Origin of the sequence: Microbacterium sp. UMB0228 (assembly GCF_002871415.1) — a bacterium.
Lineage (GTDB): Bacteria > Actinomycetota > Actinomycetes > Actinomycetales > Microbacteriaceae > Microbacterium.
Genome location: NZ_PNFU01000002.1, coordinates 484,723 through 510,360 on the forward strand (window position 1 = coordinate 484,723; position 25,638 = coordinate 510,360).

22 protein-coding genes are annotated in these 25,638 nt (G+C 70.5%); 14 read left to right on the plus strand and 8 right to left on the minus strand.

What is annotated here, in order from left to right; genetic code table 11:
* Nucleotides 1-2: 2 nt before the first annotated feature.
* Nucleotides 3-1,037 carry a LacI family DNA-binding transcriptional regulator gene (locus CJ226_RS06440; RefSeq protein WP_102208680.1) on the minus strand — a complete coding sequence of 345 codons (1,035 nt, stop codon included), beginning with the start codon at nucleotides 1,035-1,037 and terminating at the stop codon, nucleotides 3-5.
* Nucleotides 1,038-1,130: 93 nt separating this feature from the next.
* Here CJ226_RS06440 and CJ226_RS06445 point away from each other — a divergent pair, with 93 nt between their 5' ends.
* Together CJ226_RS06445 and CJ226_RS06450 are read left to right on the plus strand one after the other, a co-directional pair.
* A complete protein-coding gene (locus CJ226_RS06445; RefSeq protein ID WP_102208681.1) occupies nucleotides 1,131-2,948 on the plus strand; it encodes a beta-galactosidase family protein in 1,818 nt (605 codons plus the stop codon).
* A gap of 185 nt (nucleotides 2,949-3,133) precedes the next feature.
* Entirely contained in the window at nucleotides 3,134-8,317 is a 5,184-nt protein-coding gene (locus tag CJ226_RS06450) for an endo-alpha-N-acetylgalactosaminidase family protein (RefSeq protein ID WP_102208768.1), read from the plus strand.
* A 288-nt stretch (nucleotides 8,318-8,605) separates the two neighbouring features.
* On the opposite strand, the gene CJ226_RS06455 is transcribed toward CJ226_RS06450, so the two are convergent.
* From CJ226_RS06455 to CJ226_RS06470, 4 genes are all read right to left on the minus strand, one after another.
* On the minus strand, nucleotides 8,606-9,526 hold the full coding sequence (locus CJ226_RS06455) for a carbohydrate ABC transporter permease (protein ID WP_102208682.1): 921 nt from the start codon (nucleotides 9,524-9,526) through the stop codon (nucleotides 8,606-8,608).
* On the minus strand, nucleotides 9,523-10,497 hold the full coding sequence (locus CJ226_RS06460; protein WP_102208683.1) for a carbohydrate ABC transporter permease: 975 nt from the start codon (nucleotides 10,495-10,497) through the stop codon (nucleotides 9,523-9,525). The genes CJ226_RS06455 and CJ226_RS06460 overlap by 4 nt, the downstream gene beginning before the upstream one ends.
* An 89-nt stretch (nucleotides 10,498-10,586) precedes the next feature.
* A complete protein-coding gene (locus CJ226_RS06465) occupies nucleotides 10,587-11,900 on the minus strand; it encodes an ABC transporter substrate-binding protein (protein ID WP_062637374.1) in 1,314 nt (437 codons plus the stop codon).
* A 290-nt stretch (nucleotides 11,901-12,190) separates the two neighbouring features.
* Nucleotides 12,191-12,382 carry a DUF3073 domain-containing protein gene (locus CJ226_RS06470; protein ID WP_025104705.1) on the minus strand — a complete coding sequence of 64 codons (192 nt, stop codon included), beginning with the start codon at nucleotides 12,380-12,382 and terminating at the stop codon, nucleotides 12,191-12,193.
* Between the two features lie 149 nt (nucleotides 12,383-12,531).
* Here CJ226_RS06470 and CJ226_RS06475 point away from each other — a divergent pair, with 149 nt between their 5' ends.
* Nucleotides 12,532-13,074, plus strand: coding sequence for a universal stress protein (locus tag CJ226_RS06475; RefSeq protein WP_025104704.1), 543 nt, complete (start codon nucleotides 12,532-12,534; stop codon nucleotides 13,072-13,074).
* A gap of 63 nt (nucleotides 13,075-13,137) precedes the next feature.
* Here CJ226_RS06475 and CJ226_RS06480 read toward each other — a convergent pair whose 3' ends face one another.
* Both CJ226_RS06480 and CJ226_RS06485 read right to left on the minus strand, forming a co-directional pair.
* The gene (locus CJ226_RS06480; protein WP_102208684.1) at nucleotides 13,138-13,764 is read right to left on the minus strand and encodes a PadR family transcriptional regulator; all 627 of its coding nucleotides are present in this window, start codon (nucleotides 13,762-13,764) and stop codon (nucleotides 13,138-13,140) included.
* The gene (locus tag CJ226_RS06485) at nucleotides 13,761-14,600 is read right to left on the minus strand and encodes a DUF4097 family beta strand repeat-containing protein (protein ID WP_025104702.1); all 840 of its coding nucleotides are present in this window, start codon (nucleotides 14,598-14,600) and stop codon (nucleotides 13,761-13,763) included. The genes CJ226_RS06480 and CJ226_RS06485 overlap by 4 nt, the downstream gene beginning before the upstream one ends.
* A gap of 211 nt (nucleotides 14,601-14,811) precedes the next feature.
* Between CJ226_RS06485 and CJ226_RS06490 the strand changes: the two genes are divergently transcribed.
* From CJ226_RS06490 to CJ226_RS06500, 3 genes are all read left to right on the plus strand, one after another.
* Nucleotides 14,812-15,696, plus strand: a complete 885-nt coding sequence (locus CJ226_RS06490) for a MerR family transcriptional regulator (RefSeq protein ID WP_102208685.1) — start codon at nucleotides 14,812-14,814, stop codon at nucleotides 15,694-15,696.
* Between the two features lie 113 nt (nucleotides 15,697-15,809).
* Nucleotides 15,810-16,193 carry a hypothetical protein gene (locus tag CJ226_RS06495; protein WP_102208686.1) on the plus strand — a complete coding sequence of 128 codons (384 nt, stop codon included), beginning with the start codon at nucleotides 15,810-15,812 and terminating at the stop codon, nucleotides 16,191-16,193.
* Nucleotides 16,194-16,197: 4 nt separating this feature from the next.
* Nucleotides 16,198-17,004, plus strand: a complete 807-nt coding sequence (locus CJ226_RS06500) for a nitroreductase family protein (RefSeq protein ID WP_062637365.1) — start codon at nucleotides 16,198-16,200, stop codon at nucleotides 17,002-17,004.
* 1 nt (nucleotide 17,005) lies between these two features.
* On the opposite strand, the gene CJ226_RS06505 is transcribed toward CJ226_RS06500, so the two are convergent.
* Entirely contained in the window at nucleotides 17,006-18,535 is a 1,530-nt protein-coding gene (locus CJ226_RS06505) for an FAD-dependent oxidoreductase (protein WP_062637363.1), read from the minus strand.
* 87 nt (nucleotides 18,536-18,622) lie between these two features.
* Between CJ226_RS06505 and CJ226_RS06510 the strand changes: the two genes are divergently transcribed.
* From CJ226_RS06510 to CJ226_RS06545, 8 genes are all read left to right on the plus strand, one after another.
* Entirely contained in the window at nucleotides 18,623-18,997 is a 375-nt protein-coding gene (locus CJ226_RS06510) for a CrcB family protein (protein ID WP_257996543.1), read from the plus strand.
* Nucleotides 18,994-19,353 carry a CrcB family protein gene (locus CJ226_RS06515; RefSeq protein ID WP_102208688.1) on the plus strand — a complete coding sequence of 120 codons (360 nt, stop codon included), beginning with the start codon at nucleotides 18,994-18,996 and terminating at the stop codon, nucleotides 19,351-19,353. Before CJ226_RS06510 ends, CJ226_RS06515 begins: the two co-directional genes overlap by 4 nt.
* Nucleotides 19,354-19,465: 112 nt before the next feature.
* Nucleotides 19,466-20,722, plus strand: coding sequence for a sugar ABC transporter substrate-binding protein (locus tag CJ226_RS06520; protein WP_102208689.1), 1,257 nt, complete (start codon nucleotides 19,466-19,468; stop codon nucleotides 20,720-20,722).
* 10 nt (nucleotides 20,723-20,732) lie between these two features.
* On the plus strand, nucleotides 20,733-21,695 hold the full coding sequence (locus CJ226_RS06525) for a carbohydrate ABC transporter permease (RefSeq protein WP_102208690.1): 963 nt from the start codon (nucleotides 20,733-20,735) through the stop codon (nucleotides 21,693-21,695).
* Nucleotides 21,688-22,578, plus strand: a complete 891-nt coding sequence (locus tag CJ226_RS06530; protein WP_025104693.1) for a carbohydrate ABC transporter permease — start codon at nucleotides 21,688-21,690, stop codon at nucleotides 22,576-22,578. Before CJ226_RS06525 ends, CJ226_RS06530 begins: the two co-directional genes overlap by 8 nt.
* Nucleotides 22,579-22,581: 3 nt before the next feature.
* Entirely contained in the window at nucleotides 22,582-23,637 is a 1,056-nt protein-coding gene (locus CJ226_RS06535) for a LacI family DNA-binding transcriptional regulator (protein WP_102208691.1), read from the plus strand.
* A 39-nt stretch (nucleotides 23,638-23,676) separates the two neighbouring features.
* Nucleotides 23,677-24,873 (plus strand): Gfo/Idh/MocA family protein, encoded by a 1,197-nt coding sequence (locus CJ226_RS06540; RefSeq protein WP_219719866.1) that lies wholly within the window; start codon nucleotides 23,677-23,679, stop codon nucleotides 24,871-24,873.
* Between the two features lie 161 nt (nucleotides 24,874-25,034).
* A complete protein-coding gene (locus tag CJ226_RS06545; protein WP_102208693.1) occupies nucleotides 25,035-25,622 on the plus strand; it encodes a TetR/AcrR family transcriptional regulator in 588 nt (195 codons plus the stop codon).
* Nucleotides 25,623-25,638 lie beyond the last annotated feature (16 nt).

A 25,638-nucleotide genomic window follows, 5' to 3' on the forward strand; every position in this document is an offset into this window, starting at 1 on the left:
CGTCAGAGCGTGACGCGAGGCGGCGCTGTCGAGGAGCGCACGATGAGCTGCGGGTCGGTGGAGGGCATCTCCCCGACCGGGTCGTGGCCCTCGATCTGGGTGATGAGCCGCAGCGCGGCGGCGCGGCCCATGGCCTCGAACGGCTGACGGACGGTGGTCAGGGCGGGCGAGGCGTAGGCGGCGAGGGCGATGTCGTCGACGCTCACGACGGAGATGTCCTCCGGCACGCTGCGCCCCGCCTCGTGCAGGGCGCGGATGAGGCCGAACGCCATCTCGTCGCTGCTGACGAAGACCGCGGTCGCCTCGGGGATCGCGGCGATCGTGCGGCCCGCCCGGTACCCGGACTCCGGGGTCCAGTCCGCCGGGATCACCGGCGGCGGGACGATGCCGCGCTCGCGGAGCGTCTGCTCCCAGGCCTCGCTGCGCTGCTGCGTCTCCGTCCAGTAGTCGTCGCCGGAGACGTGCCACACGGTCTCGTGGCCGAGGTCGAGGAGGTGCTCCACGGCGAGGCGGGCGATCGCGCGCTGGTCGACCGCGAGCGGGGCGTCCTGCTCGAGGGAGGTGCGCTCACTCCGGGTGGCGGGCGTCCGTTCGGTACGCGTCCGCAGCGCCGGCGTGTCCAGGGCGATCGGAACACCGAGGATGATGCCCTCCGCGCCCTGCCGCTCCAGGCGATCGAAGGCCTCGAGGAACGCGTCGTCCGAGGCGTGGTCGGCCACCGCCGCCGTGGTCACGGTGTAGCCGTTCGCCGCCGCGGCCTGCTGGATGCCGACGCCGAGCGCGGCGGAGGAGTAGCGATCGGTCGAGACCACGATCACGCCGAGCACACGGGTGCGGCCCGAGGCGAGCGACGCGGCGGCGGCGTGCACCCGGTAGCCGAGCTCCTCGACCGCGGCGAGAACCCGTCGTGCGGTCTCCGGGCGGACGTTGTCCTGTCCGGACATCACGCGCGAGACGGTCTGGGTGGAGACGCCGGCGAGGCGGGCGACGTCGACCTGGCTGGGCGCGCGGTCGTCTTTCGGACGGCGAGGGGACATGCCCCAATGGTAGCGATCCATCGGCGGAAAACCAGGGAGCGCGGACATCGGCGATGCGATAATGTGAACGCAAACAATTCAGCTGGGAGTGCAATGTCCGACCTTCTCGCCGCGGCTTCCGACGGCTTCTCCACCGCCGTCGCCGCGCCGACAGACGCCGCTGCCCCCGGCGCCCCCGCCCTGTCCTGGCGCGACGGGGAGATCCTCCGCGACGGTGCGCCGCACCGCATCCTGTCGGGCTCGATCCACTATTTCCGCGTGCACCCGGACCAATGGGAGGACCGCCTGCGCCGACTCGCCGCGATGGGCGCGAACACGGTCGACACCTATGTCGCCTGGAACTTCCACGAGCGGGTCGAAGGGGACATCCGCTTCGACGGCTGGCAGGACGTCGAGCGCTTCGTGCGGCTGGCCGGCGAGGTCGGCCTCGACGTGTTCCTCCGGCCGAGTCCCTACATCTGCGCGGAGTGGTCCAACGGCGGTCTGCCCTTCTGGCTCACCGGGCGGGTCGCGGCGCTGCGGACGAGCGACCCCGCGTTCCTCGCCGCCGTCGACGCCTGGTATGACGCGCTCCTCCCGCGGCTCGTGCCCCTGCAGGCGGCGTACGGCGGGCCGATCGTGGCGATCCAGATCGAGAACGAGTACGGATCGTTCGGCAGCGACGCCGCCTACCTCGCCCACCTGCGTGACGGGCTCCGGCGACGGGGCATGGTGGAGATGCTGACGACGGCCGACGGGATCACCCCGGACATGATCGCGCACGGGAGCGTGCCGGGCGCGATGACGACGTTCACGTTCGGCACCGGGGTGCCGGTGGCGGCCGCGCTGCGTCGGCACGGGGAGGCGCTCATGTGCAGCGAGCTCTGGGGCGGCTGGTTCGACCACTGGGGCGAGCGGCACCATGTGCGGTCGGCGGACAGCATGGGCGGGACGATCCGCGAGCTCCTCGACGAGGGCGGCTCGGTCAGCCTCTACATGGCGCACGGGGGCACCAACTTCGGCCTGTGGAACGGCGCGAATCACGACCTCGTGCTGCAGCCCACGGTGACCAGCTATGACTCCGACGCCCCGATCGGCGAGGACGGCACGCTCGGGGAGAAGTTCCATGCGCTTCGCGCGCTCTTCGCTCCCTTCCACGCGGACGAGCTGCCGCCGGTCCCCGACCAGCCGCGGCGGCAGTCCGCCGCCTCCGCGCCTCTGGAGCCGCGGGCGGGTCTGCTCGACGTGGTCCGGGCGACCCCTGCCACGGGCGCGCACTCGCCACGCCCGCTGACCTTCGAGCAGCTCGGGGCGGAGGACGGCCTCGTGGCTTACGAGGCCGACGTGTCGTTCCCCGACGAGGCGACACTCACCATCGACGGCCTGCACGATCGCGCGGTCGTCTTCCTCGACGACCGCCGCCTCGGTGTGCTCGAACGGGACGGCGAGACGTCTCTCGCTCTCCCCGTGGACGGCGGCTCCGGTCGGCTGACGCTCGTCGTCGAGAGCCTCGGACGCATCAACTACGGGCCGTACACCGGCGAGGGCAAGGGCATCATGCGCGGGGTGATGATCGGCCGCCGCCTTGTGAACGGCTGGACGCATCGCCTCCTGCCGCAGACGGCACCGGCGGCGGACGCCGCCGGGTCGGGCGGAAAGGACGGCCTCGCCGTCGCCGGGTTCGATGTCGCTGAACCGCTGGACGCGTGGCTCGCCTTCCCCGGCGGCGGCAAGGGCATGGTGTGGCTGAACGGATTCCTGCTCGGACGTTACTGGAGCGTGGGTCCGCAGGAGACGCTCTACGCCCCCGCGCCGCTGTGGCGTGCCGGGCGCAACGAGATCGTGGTGCTCGACACCGACGGCCTCGGGGCGACGGTGGAGATCCGGGAGGCGCCGTCCTTCGGGGAGACCGAGGAGTTCATCGGCTCCTGAGCCGCACACGGGCCGCGGGTGATGACCTTCGGCCAATGTTTGCGCATACTTCGCGTTCAACTCTTGTCTTAAGCCACACACTCGCTCTACGGTGATAGCGCAAACATCGGTTCCGATCGATGATCCACCTGCGGCGCATCGGGGCGTCCTTTCCTCCGGCCGTCGCACCGTTCGAGAGGCAAGACGTGTCGACACCTTCCCGACCGCCGCGCACCGCCGTCGCCATCAGCTCCCTGCTGGCGACGGCTCTCGCGCTCGGCGGAGCGCTCCTCCCCGCGACCGCTGCACAGGCCGCCGATCTCCTCCCCGTCCCGCAGACGGAGTACCGGTTGCACGCGGTGTCCAGCGAATCGGATCCGTATCCGGCGCCGCCCTCGCTCGACGGCACGGCTCTCGGCGCCTTCGACGGCGACTATGCGACGCAGTGGACGTCGCGGTACTCGTCCAACGCGCCCTTCCCGCACTGGATGGCCCTCGACCTGCAGCGGCCCCTCTCTGTGAAGGCGCTGGACTACTCGGTCAAGCGCGGGCAGAGCGTCGCGGCCAAGACCGTCGAGGTGTACGTCACGGATGACGCCGACGCCGCGCGCACCTCGCCGGCCGATGGGGGATGGGGCGCCGCCGCCGCGGCCGCGACACTGCACGCACCCACCGCGAATGACGAGAAGCAGCGCATCACGCTGGAGACCGCGAAGGACGGCCGATACGTCGCGCTGCTCGTCCTCGACGCGCAGGGCACCACGGGCGGCGGCGCCGGTGAGATCCAGGTGCTCTCCGACGAGGAGCTCCCGCCGATCGTCACGGAGCCGGAGACGCCGGAGCAGCCGGAGGCCGGGGACACCGTCGAGATCGCCGCGGGCGGCACCACCGCCACCGTCTCCTCCGCGTTCCCGCAGATCCTCGGCTACCGCGTGGGCGATGACCGCCTCGGCGGGCAGAAGAGCTCCGCGCGCACCTGGGCGGTCAACGGCACCGCCTATGCGTCGACCACCACCTCCACGGCGACGGCGAGCGGCGTCGACTACGTCTCGACCCTGACCGGCATCGACGTCACGGTGCGCAGCAGCATCCGCGTCGCGGCGAACGGCACTGTCGAGTTCACCGTCACCGGAGTCGACGGCTCCGCCGCGGTGAACACCCTCGCGCTCCCCGACAACGCGTTCCTCTCCGCGACGGCCGCGGACGGCGCCGTCCTCGATCGCACCGTCATCAGCCCGAACAGCACCACGAACGCCGACGAGCACATCGCGGTGGGAGCGACGACGGCCACCGGGACGAAGGGCGCGGCCTTCGCGTTCCTCGGCGACGGGACCCTCGCCGGCAGCGTGATCACGAACGCGACGACGCAGGCCTCCGGCGGCACCGCCTCGTGGAACACCCGGCTCACGACGCGGGTGACCGCGGCCGACGGCCGGACCGCGGAGATCGGCTCGAACACCTGGCTCATCCATCCGACCACCGCCGTCGACAGCCGGGTGACGACCTACGCCCTGCCGAAGGTCACGGTGCTCCTCACCGCCGACCGCAACGGCGACGAGACCGTGGACTGGCAGGACGCCGCGATCCGCTACCGCGAGGTCGACGCCCCGCGCCTCGGTGCCGACCGGGTCGCCGACCGCGTGGTCAGCCGCATCCCGTTCAACTTCGCCTCGAGCGCCACGAACTACTTCGACCTCGTGCTCGACAACACCAAGCGCATCGCGAACCAGACAGACGGCCTCGGGCAGTGGGTGCTCAACAAGGGCTTCGGCAGCGAGGGACACGACTCCGCGAACACCGACTACGGCGGGAACTACAACGAGCGTGCGGGCGGCCTCGCCGACCTCAACCGCCTCGTCGACGAGGGGGCGAAGCTCAACGCCGACATGAGCGTGCACGTCAACGCCACGGAGATCTACCCGCAGGCGGACGCGTTCGACGCGGCGATCCTCGATGGCACACCGCCCTACAAGCCGGGCTGGAACTGGCTGGACCAGTCGTACTACATCAATCAGCAGACCGACCTCGGGACCGGACGCGTGCTCGACCGCTTCCAGCAGCTGCGGGACGAGGTGCCGGGGCTCAGCGGCGTCTACATCGACGTGTACTACTCCAACGGCTGGGTGGCCGAGGAGCTCGCGGACGAGCTGAACGCCATGGGCCTCGAGGTCGCGACCGAGTGGGGCGACAAGTTCGTCGACAGCACGGTCTGGTCGCACTGGCCGAACGACCTCGCCTACGGCGGCAAGGACAACAAGGGCATTAACTCCACCATGGTGCGGTTCATCCAGAACGCGCAGGCGGACGTCTGGAACGACGACGTCCTGCTCGGCCAGCAGCGTCTCGTCGATGCCGAGGGCTGGGTGGGCAACCGCAACTGGGACGGCTTCATCGGCAACATCTGGTCGCAGAGCCTGCCGACGAAGTTCCTGCAGCACTTCGACCTGCAGACGTACGAGGCGGGGGTCGAGGCGACCTTCACCGACGACGTGGCGGCCCGGATAGACGGCGGCACGCGGGTCGTCACGATGGACGGCGCGACCGTCCTGCGGGGCGACTCCTACCTGCTGCCGTGGCAGTCGCTGGAGTCGAGCGCCGAGTCGGGTTCGCCCGTCGACGCGGACAAGATGTACTTCTTCACGGCCTCCGGCGGCGAGAAGACCTTCGGTCTCACGGACGCCTTCCGCGGGAACACGACCTTCGACGTGTTCGCGCTCGGCGACCAGGGCCGCGAGAAGGTGCGCACCGTCACCGCGGTCGACGGGAAGCTGACGCTGTCCGGTGAGAAGGGGACGGCCTACGTCGTCGTGCCTCAGGGCGGAGCGCAGCGGGCGGCGATCGAGTACCGCGATGCGGGCCTGACCGATCCCGGGTTCAACTCCGGCGCGCTCGACGGGTGGAACCCCCGGGGCGACGTGACCATCGAGCGCACGGACCTCGGTGCGGCGAAGAACGCCTCGCGTGGCGACAACATCGCGGTGTTCGGCTCGTCCCCCTCCGCGATCTCGCAGACCGTCACTGGCCTCACCCCCGGGAAGCGCTACGCGTTCTCCGCGCAGGTGCAGATCGATCCGACGGCCACGCGCGACGTGAGCGTCGCGGTCGATACCGGGGGCGGCGTCGTGAGCCGCACCTGGAACCTGTCCCCGACGTACAACTACATGCGTGCCGACTCGAAGGCCGGACAGTACTACCAGCGCGGATCGGTGTCGTTCGTCGCCCCGACCTCCGGCGAGGTGACGGTCTCGGTCTCGGCGGTCGCCGGCGACGCGGCGGTGCGGATCGACAATGCCAGGGTGATGGCGGACACGACGTCGCCGGCCGCGGCGGGCACGGTGTACTCGAACGACTTCGAGGGCAATCAGCCCGGCTGGGGCCCGTTCGTGAAAGGCGACGCCAACGGCATCGACGACCCGCGCACGAGCATCTCGCGGCGGCACGACCCGTACACGACGAGCGACTGGCGCAACACGGCCAAGCCGTTCGACAGCGGAGCCCTCGCGGGGCTGGCGGTGGACACCACCCTCACCGGTGAGCACTCGCTGATGTCCCACTCCGAGAACTCCGGCGTCGTCTATCGGACCGACCCCACGCTGGTGCCGCTGCAGGCGGGGCACACCTACCGCATCGGGTTCGACTACCAGGCCGGCGCGAGCGGGGCCTACCGCTGGCTGACCGGCACCGACGCCGTGCTCGACGGGGAGATCTCCTCGACGACCCTGCGTCACACCCCCGTCGTGCAGGCGCTGGAGACCACGGCGTTCCAGGAGGACGTGATCGTGGGGTGCGGCGACTACACGTGGGTCGGTCTGGAGCGCGTCGGCGGCCCGGACGTCGACTTCGTCCTCGACGACTTCACGGTCACCGACCTCGGTCCGACCGAGGGCGGCACGCCGTGCGCCACCGTCTCCGGCGAGGCCGTGACCCTGAGCCCCGGGGCGCAGACCCCGTTCACCACGACCTTCACCAACAGCGAGGACATCCTGGCGGAGAACGTCGGCGTGCAGCTCGACCTCCCGGAGGGCTACACCGTCGAGGTCGCAGACGGGTCGTCGAACCTGTTCGCGAAGGTCGCCCCCGGCGAGAGCGTGACGACGGACTGGCTACTCACGGCACCGGCGTCGGCCGCGGGCTCTCCGGTGAGCATCGGCATCGCGGCCACCTACGTCGTCGACTGCGACGTGCGGACCGTGCAGACCGCGCAGGAGGCGGCTGTGGCCTCCCGCGCCCGCATCCCGAACGCGCAGATCACCGCGACCGCGAGCTCCGAGGAGACCGCGGGCGAAGACGGCACGGCGGCGAACATGCTCGACGGCAACGCCGGGACGTTCTGGCACAGCCGCTGGAGCAGCGACGCCCCCGGGTATCCGCACGTGCTCACGTTCGACCTCGGTTCCGCGGAGACGGTCGACGGCATCTCCTACCTGCGCCGGGGTGCGAACCAGAACGGCCCCATCAAGGGCTTCCAGGTCGCGGTCTCGACCGACGGGCAGACCTTCACCGACGTGGCGGTGGGAGAGTGGAAGAACGTCGCGGAGTGGCAGGATGTCGACTTCGCCGCGACGACCGCGCGATACGTGCGGGTGACGGCGACCTCGTCCATCTCGGGCACGCCGTTCGCGGCCGTGGCGGAGATGGCGGTGTACGGCACCACCGCCCCGCAGGCCGGGCACGCCCCGGAGACGCGACCCGAGGACGACCTCGGGGCCTGCGCCCCGGAGACCGACCCGGTGCTCACGCTCGGCACGGATTCCGTGCGGGCAGGGGAGACGGTCGAGGCCGTGCTCTCGGGCTTCGCACCCGGCGCTGCCGTCTCGTTCTGGCTGGACGGCGTGCGGCTCGGGGACGCGACGGTCGATGCGCACGGCGCGCTGACCACCCGCGTGCTCGTTCCCGCGGATGCGACGGTCGGGAAGCACCGCTTCCTCGTCAAGGACGCCTCCGGCGCGGAGGTGGCCGGCGCCGCCCTCAAGGTCAAGAAGGCGAAGCCGGCGAAGAAAGCGGTCCTCACCCCGTCGGTCGGCACCGCGGCGGCAGGAGACTCCCTCCGTGTGCAGCTCCGCGGCTTCGACTCCGAGGCGGTCGTGCAGCTCTGGCTCCACTCGGAGCCGGTCCGCGTGGGCGAGGTGACGATCGCCGCCGACGGCAGCGCGGTCGCGACCGTCCTCATCCCGGCGGCCACGCCCGCGGGTGCCCATGCGCTCGTCGCGACGAACGCCGCGGGCGCCGAGCTCGCTCGTGCGGATCTCGCGGTCACCGCGGCCGCGACCGCCGCGGGTGGGGCGCTGGCCACGACCGGCGCCGAGGGGATGACCTGGCTGACGGTGGCTGTCGGGGCTCTCGCGCTGAGCGCCCTCGGTGCGGGGCTCTGGCGGCGGCGACGTAGCTGAGTCCCTCTGCACACGAGAGGCCCGGGGTTCGCCCCGGGCCTCTTCTGCACGCGGCGGGGAGTTTGCCGGTTCTCCACGGGTCGCGGTTCCGGGGCCGGAGAGCGTGCCTCCGGTCCCCGATACTCGAGGGGTAGTCACGAAAGGAGTCGTAAATGCGAACGTACTCAACCGCGATCTCGACCCCGGCGTGTATTCCGTGCTCACCGCGCGAGCGCAGGGGCGCATCGTGGCCGCCGTGAACGAGGGGCGCGCCGGGCGGTGATCGTCGTCTGTGTGCGGTCGGGGTGCCTAGCCCTTGACGGCGCCGGCGGCGAGACCGGAGCGCCAGTACTTCTGCAGCGTGAAGAACAGGGCGATGAGGGGGATCACGCCAAGCAGGGCCCCGAGCATGACGGCGCCCTTGTCGGGGGAGAAGTAGCTCATCATGCCGTAGAGGCCGAGGGTGACCGGCTTGAGGTCGGGGCTGGAGATCATCATGAGCGGGAGGAGGAAGTTGTTCCACGTGGCCACGAAGATGAACAGGAAGATCGTCACCATCGCGGGGCCGAGCAGCCGCAGCACGATCGTGAAGAAGATCCGGCCCTCACCGGCGCCGTCGATGCGGGCGGCCTCCAGCAGCTCCGTCGGCACCGACGACTGCGCGTAGACCATGCCGAGGAAGACGCCGAACGGCGAGACCGCCGAGGGGATGATGATCGCCCACACCGTGTTCGTGAGGCCGAGCGCCTGGAACTCGATGTACAGCGGCACCGTGAGGAGGGCGACGGGCAGCAGGAGCCCCGCCATGATGATGCCGACCGCGAGCTTCTTCCCGGGGAACGCGAACTTGGCGATCGCGTAGCCGGCCATCACGGCGAACAGCGTGCCGATGACCCCGGCGCTGAGCGAGTAGAACAGGGAGTTGCCGACCCAGCGCCAGAACAGCCCCTGCGTCCAGCCCATGAGGCTGTCGTAGTTGGCGGCGAGGTTCGGCTCGGCGAACCAGAAGCCGAACGTCGACGTGAGGTCGGTGTTGTTCTTCGTCGAGGCGACCACGAGCCAGAACACCGGCACGAGGAAGTACAGCGTGGCGACGACGAGGGCGATGATGCCGAACGTGCGCGCGGCGGGGCCGGGGGCGATCGACGGGGGAGGGGCGTCCGCCGCCTGCGGCGTCCGGGAGCGCCGCTTCGTCGGCGGAGCCACGGTGACGAGTCGTGTGGTGGTCATGCGTCGCCCTTCCGCCGCTGGAGCAGTGCGTACACGATCGCGAGCACGCCCGCGACGCCGGCCATGAGCAGCGAGTACGCCGACGCCGGACCGCTGCCCGACGGCGACAGCTCGCCCATCATCGTGTTGTAGGTGAGCATCATCGGCGTGAAGTCCTTGCCCATCCAAGAGTTCGCGGCTTCCAGGATGACGGGCTCGTTGAACAGCTGGATCGTGCCGATGATCGACAGCAGCACGGCCAGCAGCGCGGCACCGCGCACGAGCGGCACCTTGATGCGGGTCGCGATCTGGAATCCGGTCGCGCCGTCCAGGCGGGCGGCCTCGTAGAGGTCGCGGGGGATGGCCTGCAGGGCGCTCAGGAAGATGAGCATGTTGTAGCCCGTGTAGGTCCACGTCGTCATGTTCGCCATCGAGAAGAGGATCGTCTGCGGCGACATGAGGTCGGTCCCCTCCGGCAGATAGGGCAGGAAGGGCGATACCTCGGGCGTGTAGAGGTAGAGCCACATCATCGCCGCGATGATGCCGGGGACCGCGTAGGGGAGGAAGAAGGCGAGGCGGAACAGGGCGGGGCGGCGCACGATGAACGAGTCCAGCAGCAGGGCCAGGGCGAGGGCCGCGATGATCATCACCGGGATCTGGAACGCCGCGTAGAGCACGACCCGTCCCATGCCGGCCCAGAAGGCGCCGTCCGTCGCCGCCGCGGCGAAGTTGTCGAGGCCGACGAAGGTGTCGACGAGCTCGCCGCCGCCGTACAGGCCGCCGCCGGCGGGCACCTGCGCGAAGAACGACGACCGGACCGACACGATGATCGGGATGAGGAAGACGACGGCGAACAGCAGCGCGAACGGCGCCATGAACAGCCACCCGGTCAGCCCCTCCCTTCGGATCCGCGATCGCCTGGTCGACGGGGCGACGGGGCGGCGCGCGGGAGGGAGCGGCGCCGCTGCCCTCGTCTCGGTCACTGTGGCCATGATGTGCCTCTCGCTCTCACGACGACGGCGGAGTGCACGATCGCCCGTGCACTCCGCCGTCGTTCATCCGATGATGCCGTCCGGTCCGGTCATTCCGCGACCGGGAGGCCGAGGTCCTTGAGCGACGCGACCGCCGTATCCTGCGCCGTCGTGAAGATGTCGGCGACCGAGGCCGTGCCGGCGGCGGCCGCGGCGGCCGTCTCGTTCATGTTCGCCAGGGTCGAGAAGCCGGGAGCGTAGGGGAAGTCGGGGTTGAGGTTCTCGGTGGCGGTGCCGAGCTCGGCGAGCACATCCTGGCCACCGAACTGCCGCAGCATCTTCTCGGGGGTCTCCACCTCGCCCTTCGCGGCGACGACGAGACCCTGCGACGCGAGGTCGTCGACCTGCGTGTTGAACCAGTCGTTGAACTCCATGGCAGCCTCGGGGTTCTCGCAGCCCTTCATGACCGAGACGCCGGAGCCGCCGTCGGGGCCGCTCATCGCCCCGGCGCCGAAGTCCGGGAGCTGGGCGACGCGCCACTGCCCCTCGGCCGGGGTGCCGTCCAGCGAGTCGAGGAGGAAGCCGGCCTCCCAGGCCGCGCCGACGTGGCCGATGAGACTGCCGTCGTTCAGCGCCGCCGTGAAGCCCTCGCCCCAGCGCTCGGTCGCGAGTGTCTGCTTGCCGTCGAGCAGGCCCTGCCAGAAGGCGGCGACGCGCTCGGAGCCGGCGCCCTCGGCGTCCACCTTCCACTCCTCGCCCTCGGTGGAGAACCAGGTGTCGCCGGCGGCCGCGGCCTGTCCGGAGAGCCAGTTCTGCGCCTCGTCCGGAGTGAACGCGGTGACGAACTTGCCGGCGGCGGCGGCCGTGGCGGAGGCGGCGGTCAGGTCGTCGAGCGTGGCCGGGGCGTCGAGGCCGAGCGCCTCGAACTCCGCGGTGTTGTAGAAGTAGACGAGAGGCCCGGTGTCCTGCGGGAGGCCCACGATGGCGTCACCGACCCGCATGCCGCTGAACGCTCCGGCCGAGTAGTGGTCCTCGTACTTCTCGGCCTCCGCCGCGACGTCCTCCAGCAGACCCTTCACATAGAGCTGCGGCACCTCGGAGTATCCGGTCTGCGCGAGGCACGGGCCGTTCCCGGCCTTGATGTCGGTCTCGAGCTTGAGGATCATGTCGCTGGCCTTGCCGTCGAACTTCGTGGCCTTGACCTGGATGTCGGGGTTCTCCTCGTTCCAGCGGTCGACGATCTCCGCGACCGTGGTCATGCCCTCGCCGTCGGGCAGGCGGTGCATGTACTCGATGGTGACGGGCTCACCGCCGGCGTCGCCGCCCCCGGATGCGGCCGGCGCGCAGGCCGCGAGTCCGAACGCCGACACCGCGCCGAGGGCGACGACCGCGGCGACGCGGGGGGTGCGTGAGGTGGGTGCCATGCTGTTCTCCTCTTTGAGGTCATGTTCCTGCGGATCGCCCGAAGCGGGGACGCGGCGAGGGTGCGCCGTCGATCACATGCACATCAAATCAGAAAATGTTTGCGCTCACAAGACGCGGAATCGCGGGACGGGGACGGATTCGGATGGCTTAGAGGGAGCGCTGACATCGATCGGCGGCGTCGGGACGCGGTCGCTCGCGGCGGGACACGGCGGCCCTCCCGCTGAGGGGATCGCCGCCCGGGTACGACGAAACACCCGCACGAGCCGTGCGGGTGTTTCGAACCGAGGGGCTACGCCTTCTCTAGTTCGTCTTCGTCTTCGTCTGCGTACTCGTCGGCCCACTTGTCGACGTAGGCGTCTTCGTCGGAGTCGCTCGAGTGCGCGAGCTCGCGCTCCAGCGCCGAGTAGTTCACCGACGGACTGTACGCCTTGAGTTCGCGGGCGATCTTTGTGTGCTTCGCCTTCTGACGGCCACGGCCCATGCCTGAGACCCCCTCACGAGTTAAGCTGCGGGCAGACAGGCGCCCGAGTCATTCACGACACCGGCTCGAGGCCGGTAAGAGTAGCATTCAGGATAGCACGCGGGGAACAGACCCTGGCCGCGGCCAGGCCGGCGAAGGGAGCGATCTCCATGACCGACAGCACCTCCACTCCGTCCGATGAGGCCACGCAGAACGCCGCTCTGCAGAAGGCCGTGATCGTCGGGATGCAGCTCGACCAGGACCCGCACGTTCTCGATGAGGCCGTCCGCTTCGCCCGGCTGCTGAACGCCCCGCTCGTGGTCGCCCACGTCGACATCACGCGCTTCGTCACCTACGAGGATCCGGACGGCTACGTGCACTCCGCTCCCATCGACATCAACTTCGATGCGGGGGCTGCCGAGTTCGAGGCGGTCGAGGCGGCTGCGGCCACGATGCTCGACGGCAAGGGCGTCACCTGGACGGCACGTCAGCTCGTCGGCGACCCTGCGCTGGCGATCAAGCAGCTCGCGAACAAGCTCGACGCGCAGCTCATCGTCGTCGGTACCCGCAAGCGCGGTATCGGTGAGTCCATCCGGGAGTTCTTCACCGGCTCGGTCGCCGCGCGCCTCGCCCATCGCCAGCACCGCTCCGTGCTCGTCGTCCCCCTGGGGGAGTCCGTGCCGGACGAGCAGAAGGAGATCTGGCCGGAGTGATCCGCACACGACGAGGCCCCGCCGACGGATGTCGACGGGGCCTCGTGCGGTCATGCCAGGGGCTCAGGAGTCCGGCTGACTCAGCGCCACGGTCACGCTGCGGGCGGCCTGATCCAGCGCGTTCTCGAGCTCGGTGACCACCGACGACGGGAGGACGCCGCCTTTGGCGACATGGGTGCGCAGGTCGGTGCGGATGCGGGCGCGGAAGGCGTTCACGACGGCGTCGGCGCGGTGCAGCTCCTCGCGGCTGGTCAGCCGTGCATCGTCGCCCGCGGTGCGCGGCCTGTTCTTCGCCGCCGCCCGGTCGTCCTTGGTGGCCGTCGCCAGGTCGGCGCGAAGACTCTTCATCGCCTCCTGCACGCTCTGGCGCACCTCGTTCGCGATGAGGCGGACGGTGTCGGTGATGCCCGCCTCGATGTCGGCGAGGTCGCTCTGGCGCGAGGCCAGCTCGGCGCGTCCGGCCTCGGTGATCGCGTAGATCGTCGTGCGTCCGTCCACGGTCTTGGTGACCAGCCCCTCCTCCTCGAGCTTGGCCAGGCGCGGGTAGATCGTGCCGGCGCTCGGGGTGTACGTGCCGCCGGTCCGGTCCGTGAGGGACTGGATGATGCCGTAGCCGTGCTGCGGGGACTCCGCGAGCAGCGACAGCAGGTACAGGCGCAGATCGCCGTGGGAGAAGACCGCGGGGCTCATGCTTCCCACTCCGGATCGTTCTCGATGGTCTGCGGAGCGCGGCGGAGGACCGTCACCCCTCCGGAGACGGAGTTGGCGCGGAGGTCGACGAAGCGACCCGCGAGCTCCCCGGTGGTGCCGTTGTAGGTGCTCGGGCCGGACGAGCTGCGCTCGACGCCGTCGATGAGCAGGCGGCCGCTGAGCGAGCGGATGACGTAGTTCGCCGCGAGGGACTCGTCGAGCCGCACCGTGGTGCCGCCGGAGACCGAGTTCACGGTGATCGTGTTGACGTCGCCCGCCGCGTCCACCAGCGTCGCGCCGGAGACGATGTCGACCGTGGCCTTGCGGATGGCACCCGTGACGGCCACGTCGCCGGAGACGCTGTTGGCGCTGAGCGAGCCGGTGAGGTTGCGGATCTGCACGTCGCCGGAGACCGAGTTCACGCTGAGGTCGCCGATGAGGGTGTCGACGATGATGTCGCCGGACACGGTGTTGAGTCGGGTGTCGTTGCGGATGCCCGACACGAGGGCGCCGGCGCTCACGACGCCGAGGGTCAGGGCGATGCTGCGCGGGACGGCCACGCTCACCTCGGCGCGCGGACCGCCGGAGCCGAAGTTCCGGAACACCTCGAGGAAGTTGTCCCAGCCGAGCTGCGGGTGGTCGATCTCGACCTCGCCGTCGCGGGACTCGATCCGGAGGTCCTTGGTGGTGACGCCGTGCACCTCGATCCGGATGCCGGGTTCGTCGTGGGCGATGACGTCGACCTGTCCGCCGACGAGGCCCACCTTGAGCCGGGTCGCGGAGGCGATGTCGATGACGCGTTCCTCGCCGGGGGCGATGAGCCACTTCTCGGTCATGTCTGCTTCTCCTGTGTCGAGGGATTCACGATATATCGTGTTGCCGTCACGATAACACGATATATCTCGATCCCGTCACCCCCTTTTCCTTCGAATCGCCTGATTGGTCCCATTCGGCCGGAAATAGGGCCAATCAAGCGATTCGAAGGGGGTTGACCTTGACGTAACGGCAACTTCTATCGTGGAGGGGAACGACTGGAAAGGAGGCGGGATGAGTGAGAAGGACTGGTCGATCCAGGAGATCGCGCGACTGGCGGGGACGACGAGCCGGACGCTGCGGCATTACGACGACATCGGGTTGCTGCCTCCGTCGCGCATCGCGGCCAACGGGTACCGGCACTACGACGCGGCGGCGCTCGTGCGGTTGCAGCGGATCCTCCTGCTGCGGGAGCTCGGGCTCGGACTGCCGCAGATCGCGGAGGTGCTGGGCCCTTCGACAGGCTCAGGGACCCAGGTCCGCGGCTCAGGGACCCAGGGCGGGGGCTCAGGGACCTCGGGCGGGGGCTCAGGGACCCAGGTCCGCGGCTCGGCGGCGGAGGCGGCGGCGCTCGAGACGCATCTCGCGCTGCTGCGCGAGGAACAGGCCAGGCTGGCGCGGCAGATCGCGTCGGTCGAATCCACCATCACGGCATTGAGAGGAGGTGAGAACCTCATGGCAGAGGACATGTTCGACGGCTTCGACCACACGCAGTACAAGCAGGAGGTCGAGGACCGCTGGGGGAAGAAGGCCTACGCCGACAGCGACCGCTGGTGGCGGGGGATGAGCGACGCCGAGCGTGCCGAGTGGCAGCAGCGTGTGTCCGACCTCGGACACGACTGGATCGCCGCGGCGGAGAGCGGTATCGATCCCGCGTCCGCCGAGGCGCAGGAGCTCGCGCGCCGGCACGTGGCCTGGCTCACGGGCATCCCGGGCACTCCCGCCGCCGCGCTCCGGCAGGGACCCGACGCGGGTGCCAAGGCCTACGTCATCGGTCTCGGCGAGATGTACGTCGCAGACCCGCGCTTCGGCGCGAACTACGCGACGTCCGCGGGCGGCACCCAGGGCGCGGAGTTCGTCCGCGACGCGCTCCGCATCTACGCGGAAGCCTCCCTCTGATCCGTCGAGCCACCCCCTTGCGTGCGACCCACCCCGCTGCGGTCGTACTCAAGGGGGTGGCTCGCACGCAAGGGGGTGGATCGGGGGAGGAGGGGAGGGCGTAGGGTCGTGCCATGACGGGGCGACGGAAGCGGGGACGCGACGACCGCCCCGCGTCCGGAGCCTTCGCGGCGGCGGCGACGGCCTATGCGGCGAATTGCGCCCTCGGACTCGCGGTGGCGGCGCGGCTCATCGACACGCGCCGCTTCCGCTGGGTGCACCACGCCCTCTACATCCTGACCTGCGCGACGACCGGACTCGCCGTCGTCGCGGGTCTCGCCACCCGCACGCCGCGCACCCGTCGCGCCGCCCTCGCTCTCCTCCCCGCCGCCGTCCCCCTGGCCGCGATCCCCTACGCCGGGACGCACACCCGGCGGCACCCGCTCGTCGCCCTCACGGCGGCGCCCTTCGTCCTCGCGGGCCTCGTGGTCTCGCGCCTCCCCTCCGACCGGAAGTGACTGCATGGAACTGCTCGACGCCATCCGCCGCCGCAAGACCACGAACGGGGCGTTCCTGCCCGACCCGGTCTCCGAGGAGCACCAGCGCATCCTCCTGGAAGCGGCCGGGCGCGCACCCTCGCAGCTCAACAGCCAGCCCTGGCGCTTCGTGGTGATCGAGAACAGGGACACGATCGACGAGATCGCGCGCATCTCCGGCGAGAGCATGACGGAGGCCATGTCCAACGGCACGTTCTTCGAGCGGTATAAGCCGTACTTCCGCTTCAGCCAGGAGGAGATGGAGGAGAAGCGCAGCGGCATGCTGTTCGACAAGCTCCCCGCGCCGCTGCGGCCCTTCACATCCCAGGTGTTCACCAAGCGCGGCCAGACGCTCATGAACACGTTCGGCGTGCCGAAGACGCTGGGCTCGGAGAACCGCAAGCTCGTCGCCGGATCGCCGCTGCTCCTGGGCGTCATGCTCGACCGCAGCGAGTACCGGCCAGGGCAGCTGTCGTCGTTCTACTCCGTGTTCAGCATGGGGGCGGCCATGGAGAACGTCTGGCTGACCACGGTCGAGCTGGGCATGGGCATCCAGTTCATCTCGTTCCCAATGGAGGTGCCGGGGCGCTGGGACGAGATCGTGCGGCTGCTGCGGGTGCCCGACGATCTCGAGCTCATGGCCGTGTACCGGCTCGGCTACCTGCCGCCCGAGCAGCGCCGCCCGGCGATCGACTGGTCCAGCAGCCAGCGCAAGCTCGTGTCGCAGTACGTGTTCCGCGAGGACTGCGACACCCCGCAGCAGGGCTGGGACGCGCCGCCGCCGCGGACCTGAGTCAGGAGCCCCCGACCGTCCGCGGCACCTCAGGGAGATCGTTCAGAGCCGGACCCTCGATGCGCGTGCCGTCCGCGGCGAACCGCGACGCGTGCAGCGGGCAGTCCCACGTGCACTCGGCGTCGTTCCAGTCGAGGACGCCGCCCAGGTGCGTGCAGACGGCGCTGACGGCCCTGGTCACGCCGTCGACCGTGGAGATGGCGACCGGGCGACCGCCGCGATTCGCCACGACGCCCTCGCCCTCCGCGGGCTGCGGCACGGGGACCGGGGTGGTCTCGGCCTCGACCCAGCCCTTCGTGGCCGCGGCGGCGACCTTCGCACCCTCGACGGCCCCCCGCGCGAGATCGGCGGGGACGGTGAGCCGGGTGCCGAGGCGCAGCATCCAGGACGGGCGCTCGCGGCGCTTCGTCCCGATGATCTCCTCGGTGAGCCGCAGGGCCGCAGCGGGCGCGTTCGACAGCCCCCACTTCGCGTACCCGGTGGCGATGCGGATGCGCCCGAGGCCGCGCGGCAGGGCGCCGACGAACGGGATGAGGTTGTGCGACTGGTAGTCCTGCGCGGACCAGCGGTGGGTCTCCTCCGCATCCGGGAAGTGCAGGCGGGTCCAGTCCACGAGGTCGTCGATCGCCGCGGTCTCGCCGTCCGAGCGGCCGACCGGATGCCCGTTGCCGCCGACGACGAGCTGCGCGGTGTCGGCCGGACCGTCGGCGGCGGACACCGGCCGGATGGACCGCGTCGGGCCGTCGGCGGAGATGAACGTCCCCTCCGGCACGCCGCCGGAGACCCGGAACGAGACGCAGTACGACCGCATCCCGGCGACCTTGGAGAAGTACAGCCCCCGGTCGAGGATCGGTGTCCCCGTCGCGAGGACGATGTGCTCGGCGAACATCGGGCCCGCCGTCGTCTCCACCCGTGGCTCCGGCAGGGCGTGGGCGCCGGTCACGCGGATACCGGTGTGCAACGTGCCGCCGCCGGCGAGGAACTCCTTCGCGAGCGCGTCGGCGACGGCGACCGGGTCGATCGTCACCTGCGAATCGAGGGCGACCGCGCCCGCGACGGGGAACGGCATCGACAGCTCGCCCGCGGTGAGCAGCCGGGTCGGCAGTCCCGCCTCCCGTGCGGCGGAGTGCTGGGCTCGGACCGCCTCGAGCCCGTCCGGGCCCTGGGCGTAGGTGTGGTCGGTCCGCTCGGTGTAGCTCAGGCCCGCGCTGTCGGCGAAGCCGGTGAGCCACTCCATGCCGGCCCGGTTGGCGTCGACGTACGCCTGGACGAGCGCCGCCGGATGGTGCTTGCGGATGGTGGCGAGCTGCTGCCCCTGGAGGAGCGAGAGCTTGCCCGTGTTGCCGCCCGACGCCAGTGCCGCCACGTCCCCCGCATCGACCACCACGACGTCGAGTCCGGCGCGGGTCAGGAGCACCGCGGTCGAGAGGCCGGTGAGCCCGGCCCCCACGACCAGCACGTCGTGCCGCGCGCCGGGGTCGAAGGGAGTGCCGTGGGGTGCGTCCTGGTCGACCTTCCAGAGGGGCTTCATGCTGACAGTCAACGCCTGTCCCCGCCCCCACCCCAACGCCTTGACATCCGACGGTCGCGCTGTCATGCGGCGACTACAGTGGCGAGCGTGAGTCTCCGTCGTGTCCTGCTCGTCGCGCTCGGCGGCACGCTCGGGACGGCGGCGCGTCTGGGCCTCGGACTCCTCGTGGACGATCCCGGCGGCTTCCCCCTCGCGGTGCTCCTGGCCAACGTGCTGGGCGCCCTGCTCATCGGGGTCGTGGCGGCGCGGCTCCCGGCCTCGGCGGAGCTGCGGCTGCTGCTGGGCACCGGCGTCCTCGGCGGCTTCACGACCTACAGCGCCTTCATGACCGGGACGCTGGCCCTGTGGGGGTCGGCTCCGCTCCTCGCCGCCGCGTATGCCGGGGGCAGTCTCGTCCTCGGTCTCCTCGCGGCGGCGGCAGGGCTCCGGCTGGGGCGCCCGCGCCGGGGAGGGGTGTCGTGAGTCCGCTGCTGTTCCTCGCCGCCGCGCTCGCCGGGGGCGTCGGCGCCGTCCTGCGGTACCTCGTCGACCTCGGCGTCGCGCGGCTCGTCGGCCGACGGTTCCCGTGGGGGATCCTCGTCGTCAACCTCACCGGCTCGTTCGCGCTGGGGCTCGTGACGACGGCGCTGCCGGACGCGGCGTTCGTGCTCGGCGCCGGTCTTCTCGGGGGCTACACGACGTTCAGCACCGCGATGCTCGATGCGGTCGCGCTGTGGCGGGACGGCGAGCGTGGCGCCGCGGTGTTCGACGCGGTCGGCATGCTCGTGCTCGGTCTCCTCGCCGCGGGACTGGGGCTCGCCCTGGGGGCTGCGCTCTAGATCGACGCTTGCGGAGAGCCGTCGGCGCGCGCTACTCTCGCTGCTAATCGTTTAACGCTAAACGGTTAACATCGCGCACCGCCTTCTCGTGCACCCGTCAAAGGAGACCTCGATGCCCCGCACCTCTCGCCGCGCCCTGGGCGCCCTCGCCGCCTCCGCGGCCGCCGTCCTGGCGCTCTCCGCCTGCTCCTCCTCCGCGACCGGGGAGTCGTCGGGCGGCGACATCACCCTCAGCTACGCGATCTGGGACGAGAACCAGAAGCCCGCTATGGAGGACATCGCCGCCGCGTACACCGAGGAGCACCCGAACGTCACGATCGAGATCCAGGTCACGCCGTACAAGGAGTACTTCACCAAGCTCCAGACCGCGGTGACGGGCGGCTCGGCCGCCGACGTGTTCTGGATGAACGGCCCGAACTTCCCGCTCTACGCCTCCAACGGCCAGCTCGCGCCTCTGGACGACGTGGATGCCGCCGACTATCCCCAGGGGCTCGTCGACCTCTACACCTACGACGACGCGCTCTACGGCGCCCCCAAGGACTTCGACACCGTCGCGCTCTGGTACAACAAGGCGCTGTTCGACGCCGCGGGGGTGGAGTACCCGAGCGCGGGCTGGACCTGGGACGACTTCCGCTCCGCGGCCGCGAAGCTGACCGATCCCGCGAAGGGCCAGTTCGGCGTCGCTGCGAGCCAGTACGGCCAGGAGAACTTCTACAACTCCATCGCGCAGGCCGGCGGCGAGGTCATCTCCGCGGACGGCACCGAGAGCGGATACGGCTCCCCCGAGGCTCTCGAGGGCATCGAGCTGTGGACCGGCCTCATCGCCGACGGCTCCTCGCCCACGGCGCAGCAGATGACGGACACGAACCCGGAGGACTTCTTCCTGTCGGGCAAGGTCGCCATGTTCCAGAACGGCTCCTGGGCGGCCATCGCCTACGCGGACAACGCGGACATCGGGGGCAGCGTCGACGTGGCGCCGCTGCCGGCGGGTCCGGAGGGCAACCAGAGCGTGATCCACGGCGTCGGGAACGTCGCGAACGCCAAGAGCGCGCACGTGGAGGAGGCCAAGGACTTCGCTGCCTTCGCCAGCGGCGAGCAGGCCGCGAAGATCCAGGCCGAGACCGGCACCGTGATCCCCGCGTACAACGGCACGCAGCAGGCGTGGGTCGACGCCCTCCCGCAGTACGACCTGCAGGTCTACATCGACGCGCTGGAGACGGCCGTCCCGTACCCCGTGTCGAAGAACACCTCCGCGTGGACGAGCATCGAGAGCGAGGTGCTGTCCCAGGTGTGGTCCGGAGCGGTCTCCCCGAAGGACGGACTGCAGGATCTCGCCGCGCAGATGCAGACCGCGCTGGACGCCGAGTAGGAGTGACCGCATGACCGTCCTCGCGCCTCGCGCGGTCGCCCCCGCCGCCGGACGGACACCGGAGGCCCCGCCCTCCGGGGTCCGCCGGCGGCGCCGCACGCCCGGTGCCTCGCCGTGGTGGGCCCTGGTGTTCCTGGGGCCCACCGCCCTGGGCCTCGCCGTGTTCTACCTGTGGCCGACCGTGCGCACGCTCATCATCTCCTTCACGAAGTCGGGGCCGTTCGGCGGCGCGGAGTGGATCGGGTTCGAGAACTACGTCCGGCTGTTCCAGGATCCGGAGCTCCTCGGCGCCCTCCGCAACAGCGCGGTCTACACGGTGATCGCGCTCATCGGCATCCCCCTCGCGGTCGGGATCGCCGCGCTGCTGAACACCACCGGCCTCAAGGGCCGCAGCGCTTACCGCACGCTCTACTTCATCCCCGTCGTCACGATGCCCGCGGCGATCGCGCTCGTGTGGCGCATGATCTACAACGGCGACTACGGCGTGCTGAACGCGGCCCTCGGCGCGGTCGGCATCGAGGGGCGGAGCTGGCTGACCGATCCGAACACCGCGCTGGTCGCGATCGCCGTCGTCGGCATCTGGGCGGGTCTCGGGACCAACATCGTCATCTTCCTCGCCGGACTCCAGGGCATCCCGGACACGATCATGGAGGCGGCCGACCTCGACGGGGCGGGCCCCGTACGCACGTTCTTCTCGATCACGATCCCGCTGCTGTCGCCCTCGATCTTCTTCGTCAGCGTGATCAGCGTGATCGGGGCGCTGCAGGTGTTCGACCTCATCTACATGATGCTCGGCCGCAGCAACCCCGCGATGCCGAACACCCGGACCGTCGTCTACCTGTTCTACGAAGCCGGATTCCTCGACAACGACCGCGGGTACGCCGCCGCCGTCGCCTTCCTGCTGCTGCTGATCATCCTCGTGCTGACGATCGTGCAATTCCGGCTGCAGAAGAAGTGGGTGCACTATGAGTGACGTCTCCCTCGACACCCGCGCGGTCGTCGGTGCCGCCCCCGCACGATCGCGGAGGGCCGGCACGCCCCGGAACCGCGGACTGTGGATCGTGCACGTCGTGCTCATCGTCGGCGCCGCGCTCATGGTGTTCCCGTTCGTCTGGCAGCTGCTGACCTCGTTCAAGACGCTGTCCGACTCGGTGCAGGTGCCGCCGTCGTTCCTCCCGCGCGAGTGGGTGTTCACCAACTTCGCCGAGGTTTTCGACTCGATGCCGTTTGGGCAGATGTTCCTGAACTCGGTGCTCCTCACCGTCGGGCGCACGGTCGGGCAGGTCGCCCTGTGCACCATGGCGGGCTACGCGTTCGCGCGCATCGCCTTCCCCGGCCGGAACGCCCTGTTCGTCGTGTTCCTCTCGGTGCTCATGGTGCCCTCGCAGCTCTACCTGCTGCCGCAGTACGAGATCATCCAGGCGCTCGGCTGGCTGAACACGCTGCAGGCGCTCATCGTGCCCGGCATCTTCAGCGCCTTCGGGACCTTCCTGATGCGGCAGTTCTTCCTCTCGATGCCGGCCGAGCTGGAGGAGGCGGCGCGCATCGACGGGGCGAATCCGTGGCAGACCTTCTGGCGGATCATGGTTCCGCTCGCGAAGCCTGGCATCATCGCACTTGTGGTGTTCACTGTGCTGTGGTCCTGGAACGATCTGCTGTGGCCGCTGATCGTGACGACCGATCCGGCGAAGATGCCCCTGTCGGTCGGACTCTCGCAGCTCGTCGGCATCCACGGCACCGACTACCCCGTGCTCATGGCCGGTGCCCTGCTGGCGACCCTGCCCATGCTGGTGACGTTCATGATCCTGCAGCGGCAGTTCATCCAGGGCATCGCGTTCAGCGGGACGAAGGGCTGAGACATGGCACAGCGTGAGCACGCCCCGAGCCGCCGACCGACCCTCCGGATGGTGGCCGAACGTGCCGGGGTGTCGACCGCGACCGTCTCGTACGTCTTCTCCGGGCGAGCAGGGGCCAGCGGGGCGGGCGTGGCCGAGGCCACCGCGGCGCGGGTGCTCGCGGCGGCGGACGAGCTCAACTATCGGCCGAACACGGCGGCCAGGGCGATCCGCACGGGTCGCAGCGGCATGGTGCAGCTCTCCCTGCACATGCTGAGCGATCCGTGGTCGCTGGCGGTGGCCGACGCCGTGAACGCCGAGGCGAACCGGCACGGGCTCACGACGCTGATCCTCGCCGACGGCGACTGGCACGCGGCGCTCGACCGCGTCGAGAGCGACGTGGCGTATCTCGACGGCGTCGGCCTGGACGAGGAGGACGCGCGACGGCTGGGCGACCTCGTCAAGCGCGGCCAGCGGCTCGTGGTGTTCTCGGAGCACCTGGAGCCGGACGGCTTCGACGTCATCCGCTCGGACGCGATCCCGGGGTGCGAACTCGCGATGGATCACCTGCTGGAGCGGCACACGGCCATCGGCTGCATCGCCGCGGAGGGTGCCGTCCGCCTCGCGGGAACCCAGGTCACGCGCTACACGCCGTACGTCGAGAAGCTCGCGGCGGCCGGCATCTCCCCGGATCCGGCGTGGACCGTGACCTATGCGGAGACCCAGGCCAGCGCCTTCACCGCTGCCATCGAGTTGCTGTCGCGGGAGAACCGCCCGGACGCCGTGTACGCGACGACCGACTTCGCGGCAATCGCAGCCATCAACGCCGCGCACATGCTCGGGCTCCGCGTGCCGCACGACGTCGCGGTGATCGGCGTCGGGAACACCCCGGACGCGCAGCTCATCGCCCCCACCCTCACCACCGTCGGACCTACGGACTTCTACGAGCGTCAGGCGCGCATCATCGTGGAGCGGGCGCTCGAGAGCGACCCCTCACCCGGCGCGCTGCACGAGTTTCCCTGGGCGCTCATCCCCGGCGGTTCGACCGACCTCGACGCCCCGGCGCCCCGCGGCCGCTGAGCCGTCCCCATTCTCCCCCTCTGTCACGAAGGACTTCTGTTGGACCTCCACATCGGCATCATCGGCTTCGGCGCGCGCTCGACCCTCCAGGAAGAGGTGCACCGGCCGGGGCACGGCTCCCGCATCACCGCCGTCTGCGACCTCGCCCCGCGCGCCCGTGAGGACGCCAGGGCGCTCGTCCCCGACGCGCTCATCACCGACTCCCTCGACGAGCTGCTCGCGTCCGGGGTCGACGCGGTCATGGTGCTGACCCCGGACGACACGCACGCCGCGCTGACCATCCGGGCTCTCGAGGCCGGGGTGCCCGTCTTCTGCGAGAAGCCCCTCGCGATCGATCTCGCCGACGCCGACCGCATGCTGGAGACCGCGCGACGCACCGGCACCCGGCTCTACATCGGTCACAACATGCGGCACATGCCCGTGATCACCCTCATGCGCGGGCTCATCCAGGACGGGCGCATCGGGCAGGTGAAGGCCGTATGGGTGCGCCACTTCGTGGGGCACGGCGGCGACTTCTACTTCAAGGACTGGCACGCCGACCGGAGCCGTACCACCGGACTCCTCCTGCAGAAGGGAGCGCACGACCTCGACATCATCCACTGGCTGGCCGGCGCGTACACCGAGCAGGTGGCGGCGATGGGCGGCCTGAGCGTCTATGGCGACATCACCGACCGGCGGGACCGCACGGGGGAGCGGATGCCCGACTGGTTCAGCATGGACAACTGGCCGCCGACCGCGCTCACGGGACTGCACCCCGTCGTCGACGTCGAGGACATCTCGATGGTGAACCTGAGGCTGGAGGGCGGGATCTTCGCGTCGTACCAGCAGTGCCACTTCACCCCGGACTACTGGCGGAACTACACCGTGATCGGCACCGAGGGGCGCATCGAGAACTTCGGCGACGTGGCCGGCAGCGAGGTGAGGCTGTGGAACCGTCGGCATGCCGGGGCGGCCGACGCGGACGAGGTGTTCGTCGTGCCCGAGGTGCCGGATGCCGGACACGACGGTGCCGACGCGCTGCTCGTGGCCGAGTTCCTCCGGTTCGTGCGGCACGGTGGTCTCACGGCGACCTCTCCCGTCGCGGCGCGGGAGGCCGTGGCTGCCGGGATCCTCGCGACCGCGTCCCTCCGGGGCGACGGCTCCGCGATCTCCGTCCCCCCGCTCGACCCCGATCTCGTCGCCTACTTCGAGCGCGGCCAGACCCCCTCCTCCACCCCTTCCTCCTCCGCCGCCTGACCCCCGGCAGGGGAGTGCAATAGGGCACCCGAACCGCGTCTCCCAGGCACGTTTCTGATCCCGCAGCGAGGGGGGGAGGGGGAGAGGGGCGGGGCTCTCAGGGAGTTCACACCGGAGCGAATGTACAAACGTACATGTACGGGTGTCCAGGGGGGTGAGCGATGGCGGAGAGCGCGCGTCGGCGGCGTGATCCCGAAGCGCGCCGTCGGGAGATCGTCACGGCTGCCGCCGAGCTCATCGTCGAGGTCGGGGCCGACGCCATCACGCACCGCATGGTCGCCGCCCGCGCCGGAGTGCCGCTCGGGGCGACCACCCAGTACTTCGACACCCTCGACGACCTGCGCAGCGCCGCCTTCCGTGCCCTCGCGGACGAGATCGAGTGCCGACTCGACGGGGTGCGGCAGACCCTCGCCGAGCGCGGGGCCGGGGCCGACGTCATCGCCGCGCTCGTCCACGACAGCATCCACGACGGACACGCGGTGCAGGCGGATCGCGCCGTCGTCACGGCAGCCGTCCACGATCCGCGCCTGCGCGCGCTCGCGCGCCACCTGTCCGACCGTCTCGTCGACCTCCTGGAGCCGACCTATGGCGCCGACCGGGCCCGAGCGGCGATGATCTTCATCGACGGCGTCATGTGGAGCACGCAGATCCGCGACGTCGATCTCGAACAGTCCTTCCTCGAATCCGCACTGGCGCGGATCCTCGGAGAACCTCTCTCCCTCCCATCCGCAGCGACCGCCACCCCCTGACACCGAGGACCACGCC

What these genes read in the sequence shown, in the direction of transcription:
- CJ226_RS06545 (WP_102208693.1), top strand. Translation starts at nt 25,035, where the DNA reads ATGGCGGAGAGCGCGCGTCGGCGGCGTGATCCCGAAGCGCGCCGTCGG.
- CJ226_RS06475 (WP_025104704.1), top strand. Translation starts at nt 12,532, where the DNA reads ATGACCGACAGCACCTCCACTCCGTCCGATGAGGCCACGCAGAACGCC.
- CJ226_RS06460 (WP_102208683.1), bottom strand. Translation starts at nt 10,497, where the DNA reads ATGGCCACAGTGACCGAGACGAGGGCAGCGGCGCCGCTCCCTCCCGCG.
- CJ226_RS06530 (WP_025104693.1), top strand. Translation starts at nt 21,688, where the DNA reads ATGAGTGACGTCTCCCTCGACACCCGCGCGGTCGTCGGTGCCGCCCCC.
- CJ226_RS06500 (WP_062637365.1), top strand. Translation starts at nt 16,198, where the DNA reads ATGGAACTGCTCGACGCCATCCGCCGCCGCAAGACCACGAACGGGGCG.
- CJ226_RS06455 (WP_102208682.1), bottom strand. Translation starts at nt 9,526, where the DNA reads ATGACCACCACACGACTCGTCACCGTGGCTCCGCCGACGAAGCGGCGC.
- CJ226_RS06535 (WP_102208691.1), top strand. Translation starts at nt 22,582, where the DNA reads ATGGCACAGCGTGAGCACGCCCCGAGCCGCCGACCGACCCTCCGGATG.
- CJ226_RS06505 (WP_062637363.1), bottom strand. Translation starts at nt 18,535, where the DNA reads ATGAAGCCCCTCTGGAAGGTCGACCAGGACGCACCCCACGGCACTCCC.
- CJ226_RS06490 (WP_102208685.1), top strand. Translation starts at nt 14,812, where the DNA reads ATGAGTGAGAAGGACTGGTCGATCCAGGAGATCGCGCGACTGGCGGGG.
- CJ226_RS06480 (WP_102208684.1), bottom strand. Translation starts at nt 13,764, where the DNA reads ATGAGCCCCGCGGTCTTCTCCCACGGCGATCTGCGCCTGTACCTGCTG.
- CJ226_RS06465 (WP_062637374.1), bottom strand. Translation starts at nt 11,900, where the DNA reads ATGGCACCCACCTCACGCACCCCCCGCGTCGCCGCGGTCGTCGCCCTC.
- CJ226_RS06470 (WP_025104705.1), bottom strand. Translation starts at nt 12,382, where the DNA reads ATGGGCCGTGGCCGTCAGAAGGCGAAGCACACAAAGATCGCCCGCGAA.
- CJ226_RS06525 (WP_102208690.1), top strand. Translation starts at nt 20,733, where the DNA reads ATGACCGTCCTCGCGCCTCGCGCGGTCGCCCCCGCCGCCGGACGGACA.
- CJ226_RS06495 (WP_102208686.1), top strand. Translation starts at nt 15,810, where the DNA reads ATGACGGGGCGACGGAAGCGGGGACGCGACGACCGCCCCGCGTCCGGA.
- CJ226_RS06485 (WP_025104702.1), bottom strand. Translation starts at nt 14,600, where the DNA reads ATGACCGAGAAGTGGCTCATCGCCCCCGGCGAGGAACGCGTCATCGAC.
- CJ226_RS06440 (WP_102208680.1), bottom strand. Translation starts at nt 1,037, where the DNA reads ATGTCCCCTCGCCGTCCGAAAGACGACCGCGCGCCCAGCCAGGTCGAC.
- CJ226_RS06520 (WP_102208689.1), top strand. Translation starts at nt 19,466, where the DNA reads ATGCCCCGCACCTCTCGCCGCGCCCTGGGCGCCCTCGCCGCCTCCGCG.
- CJ226_RS06445 (WP_102208681.1), top strand. Translation starts at nt 1,131, where the DNA reads ATGTCCGACCTTCTCGCCGCGGCTTCCGACGGCTTCTCCACCGCCGTC.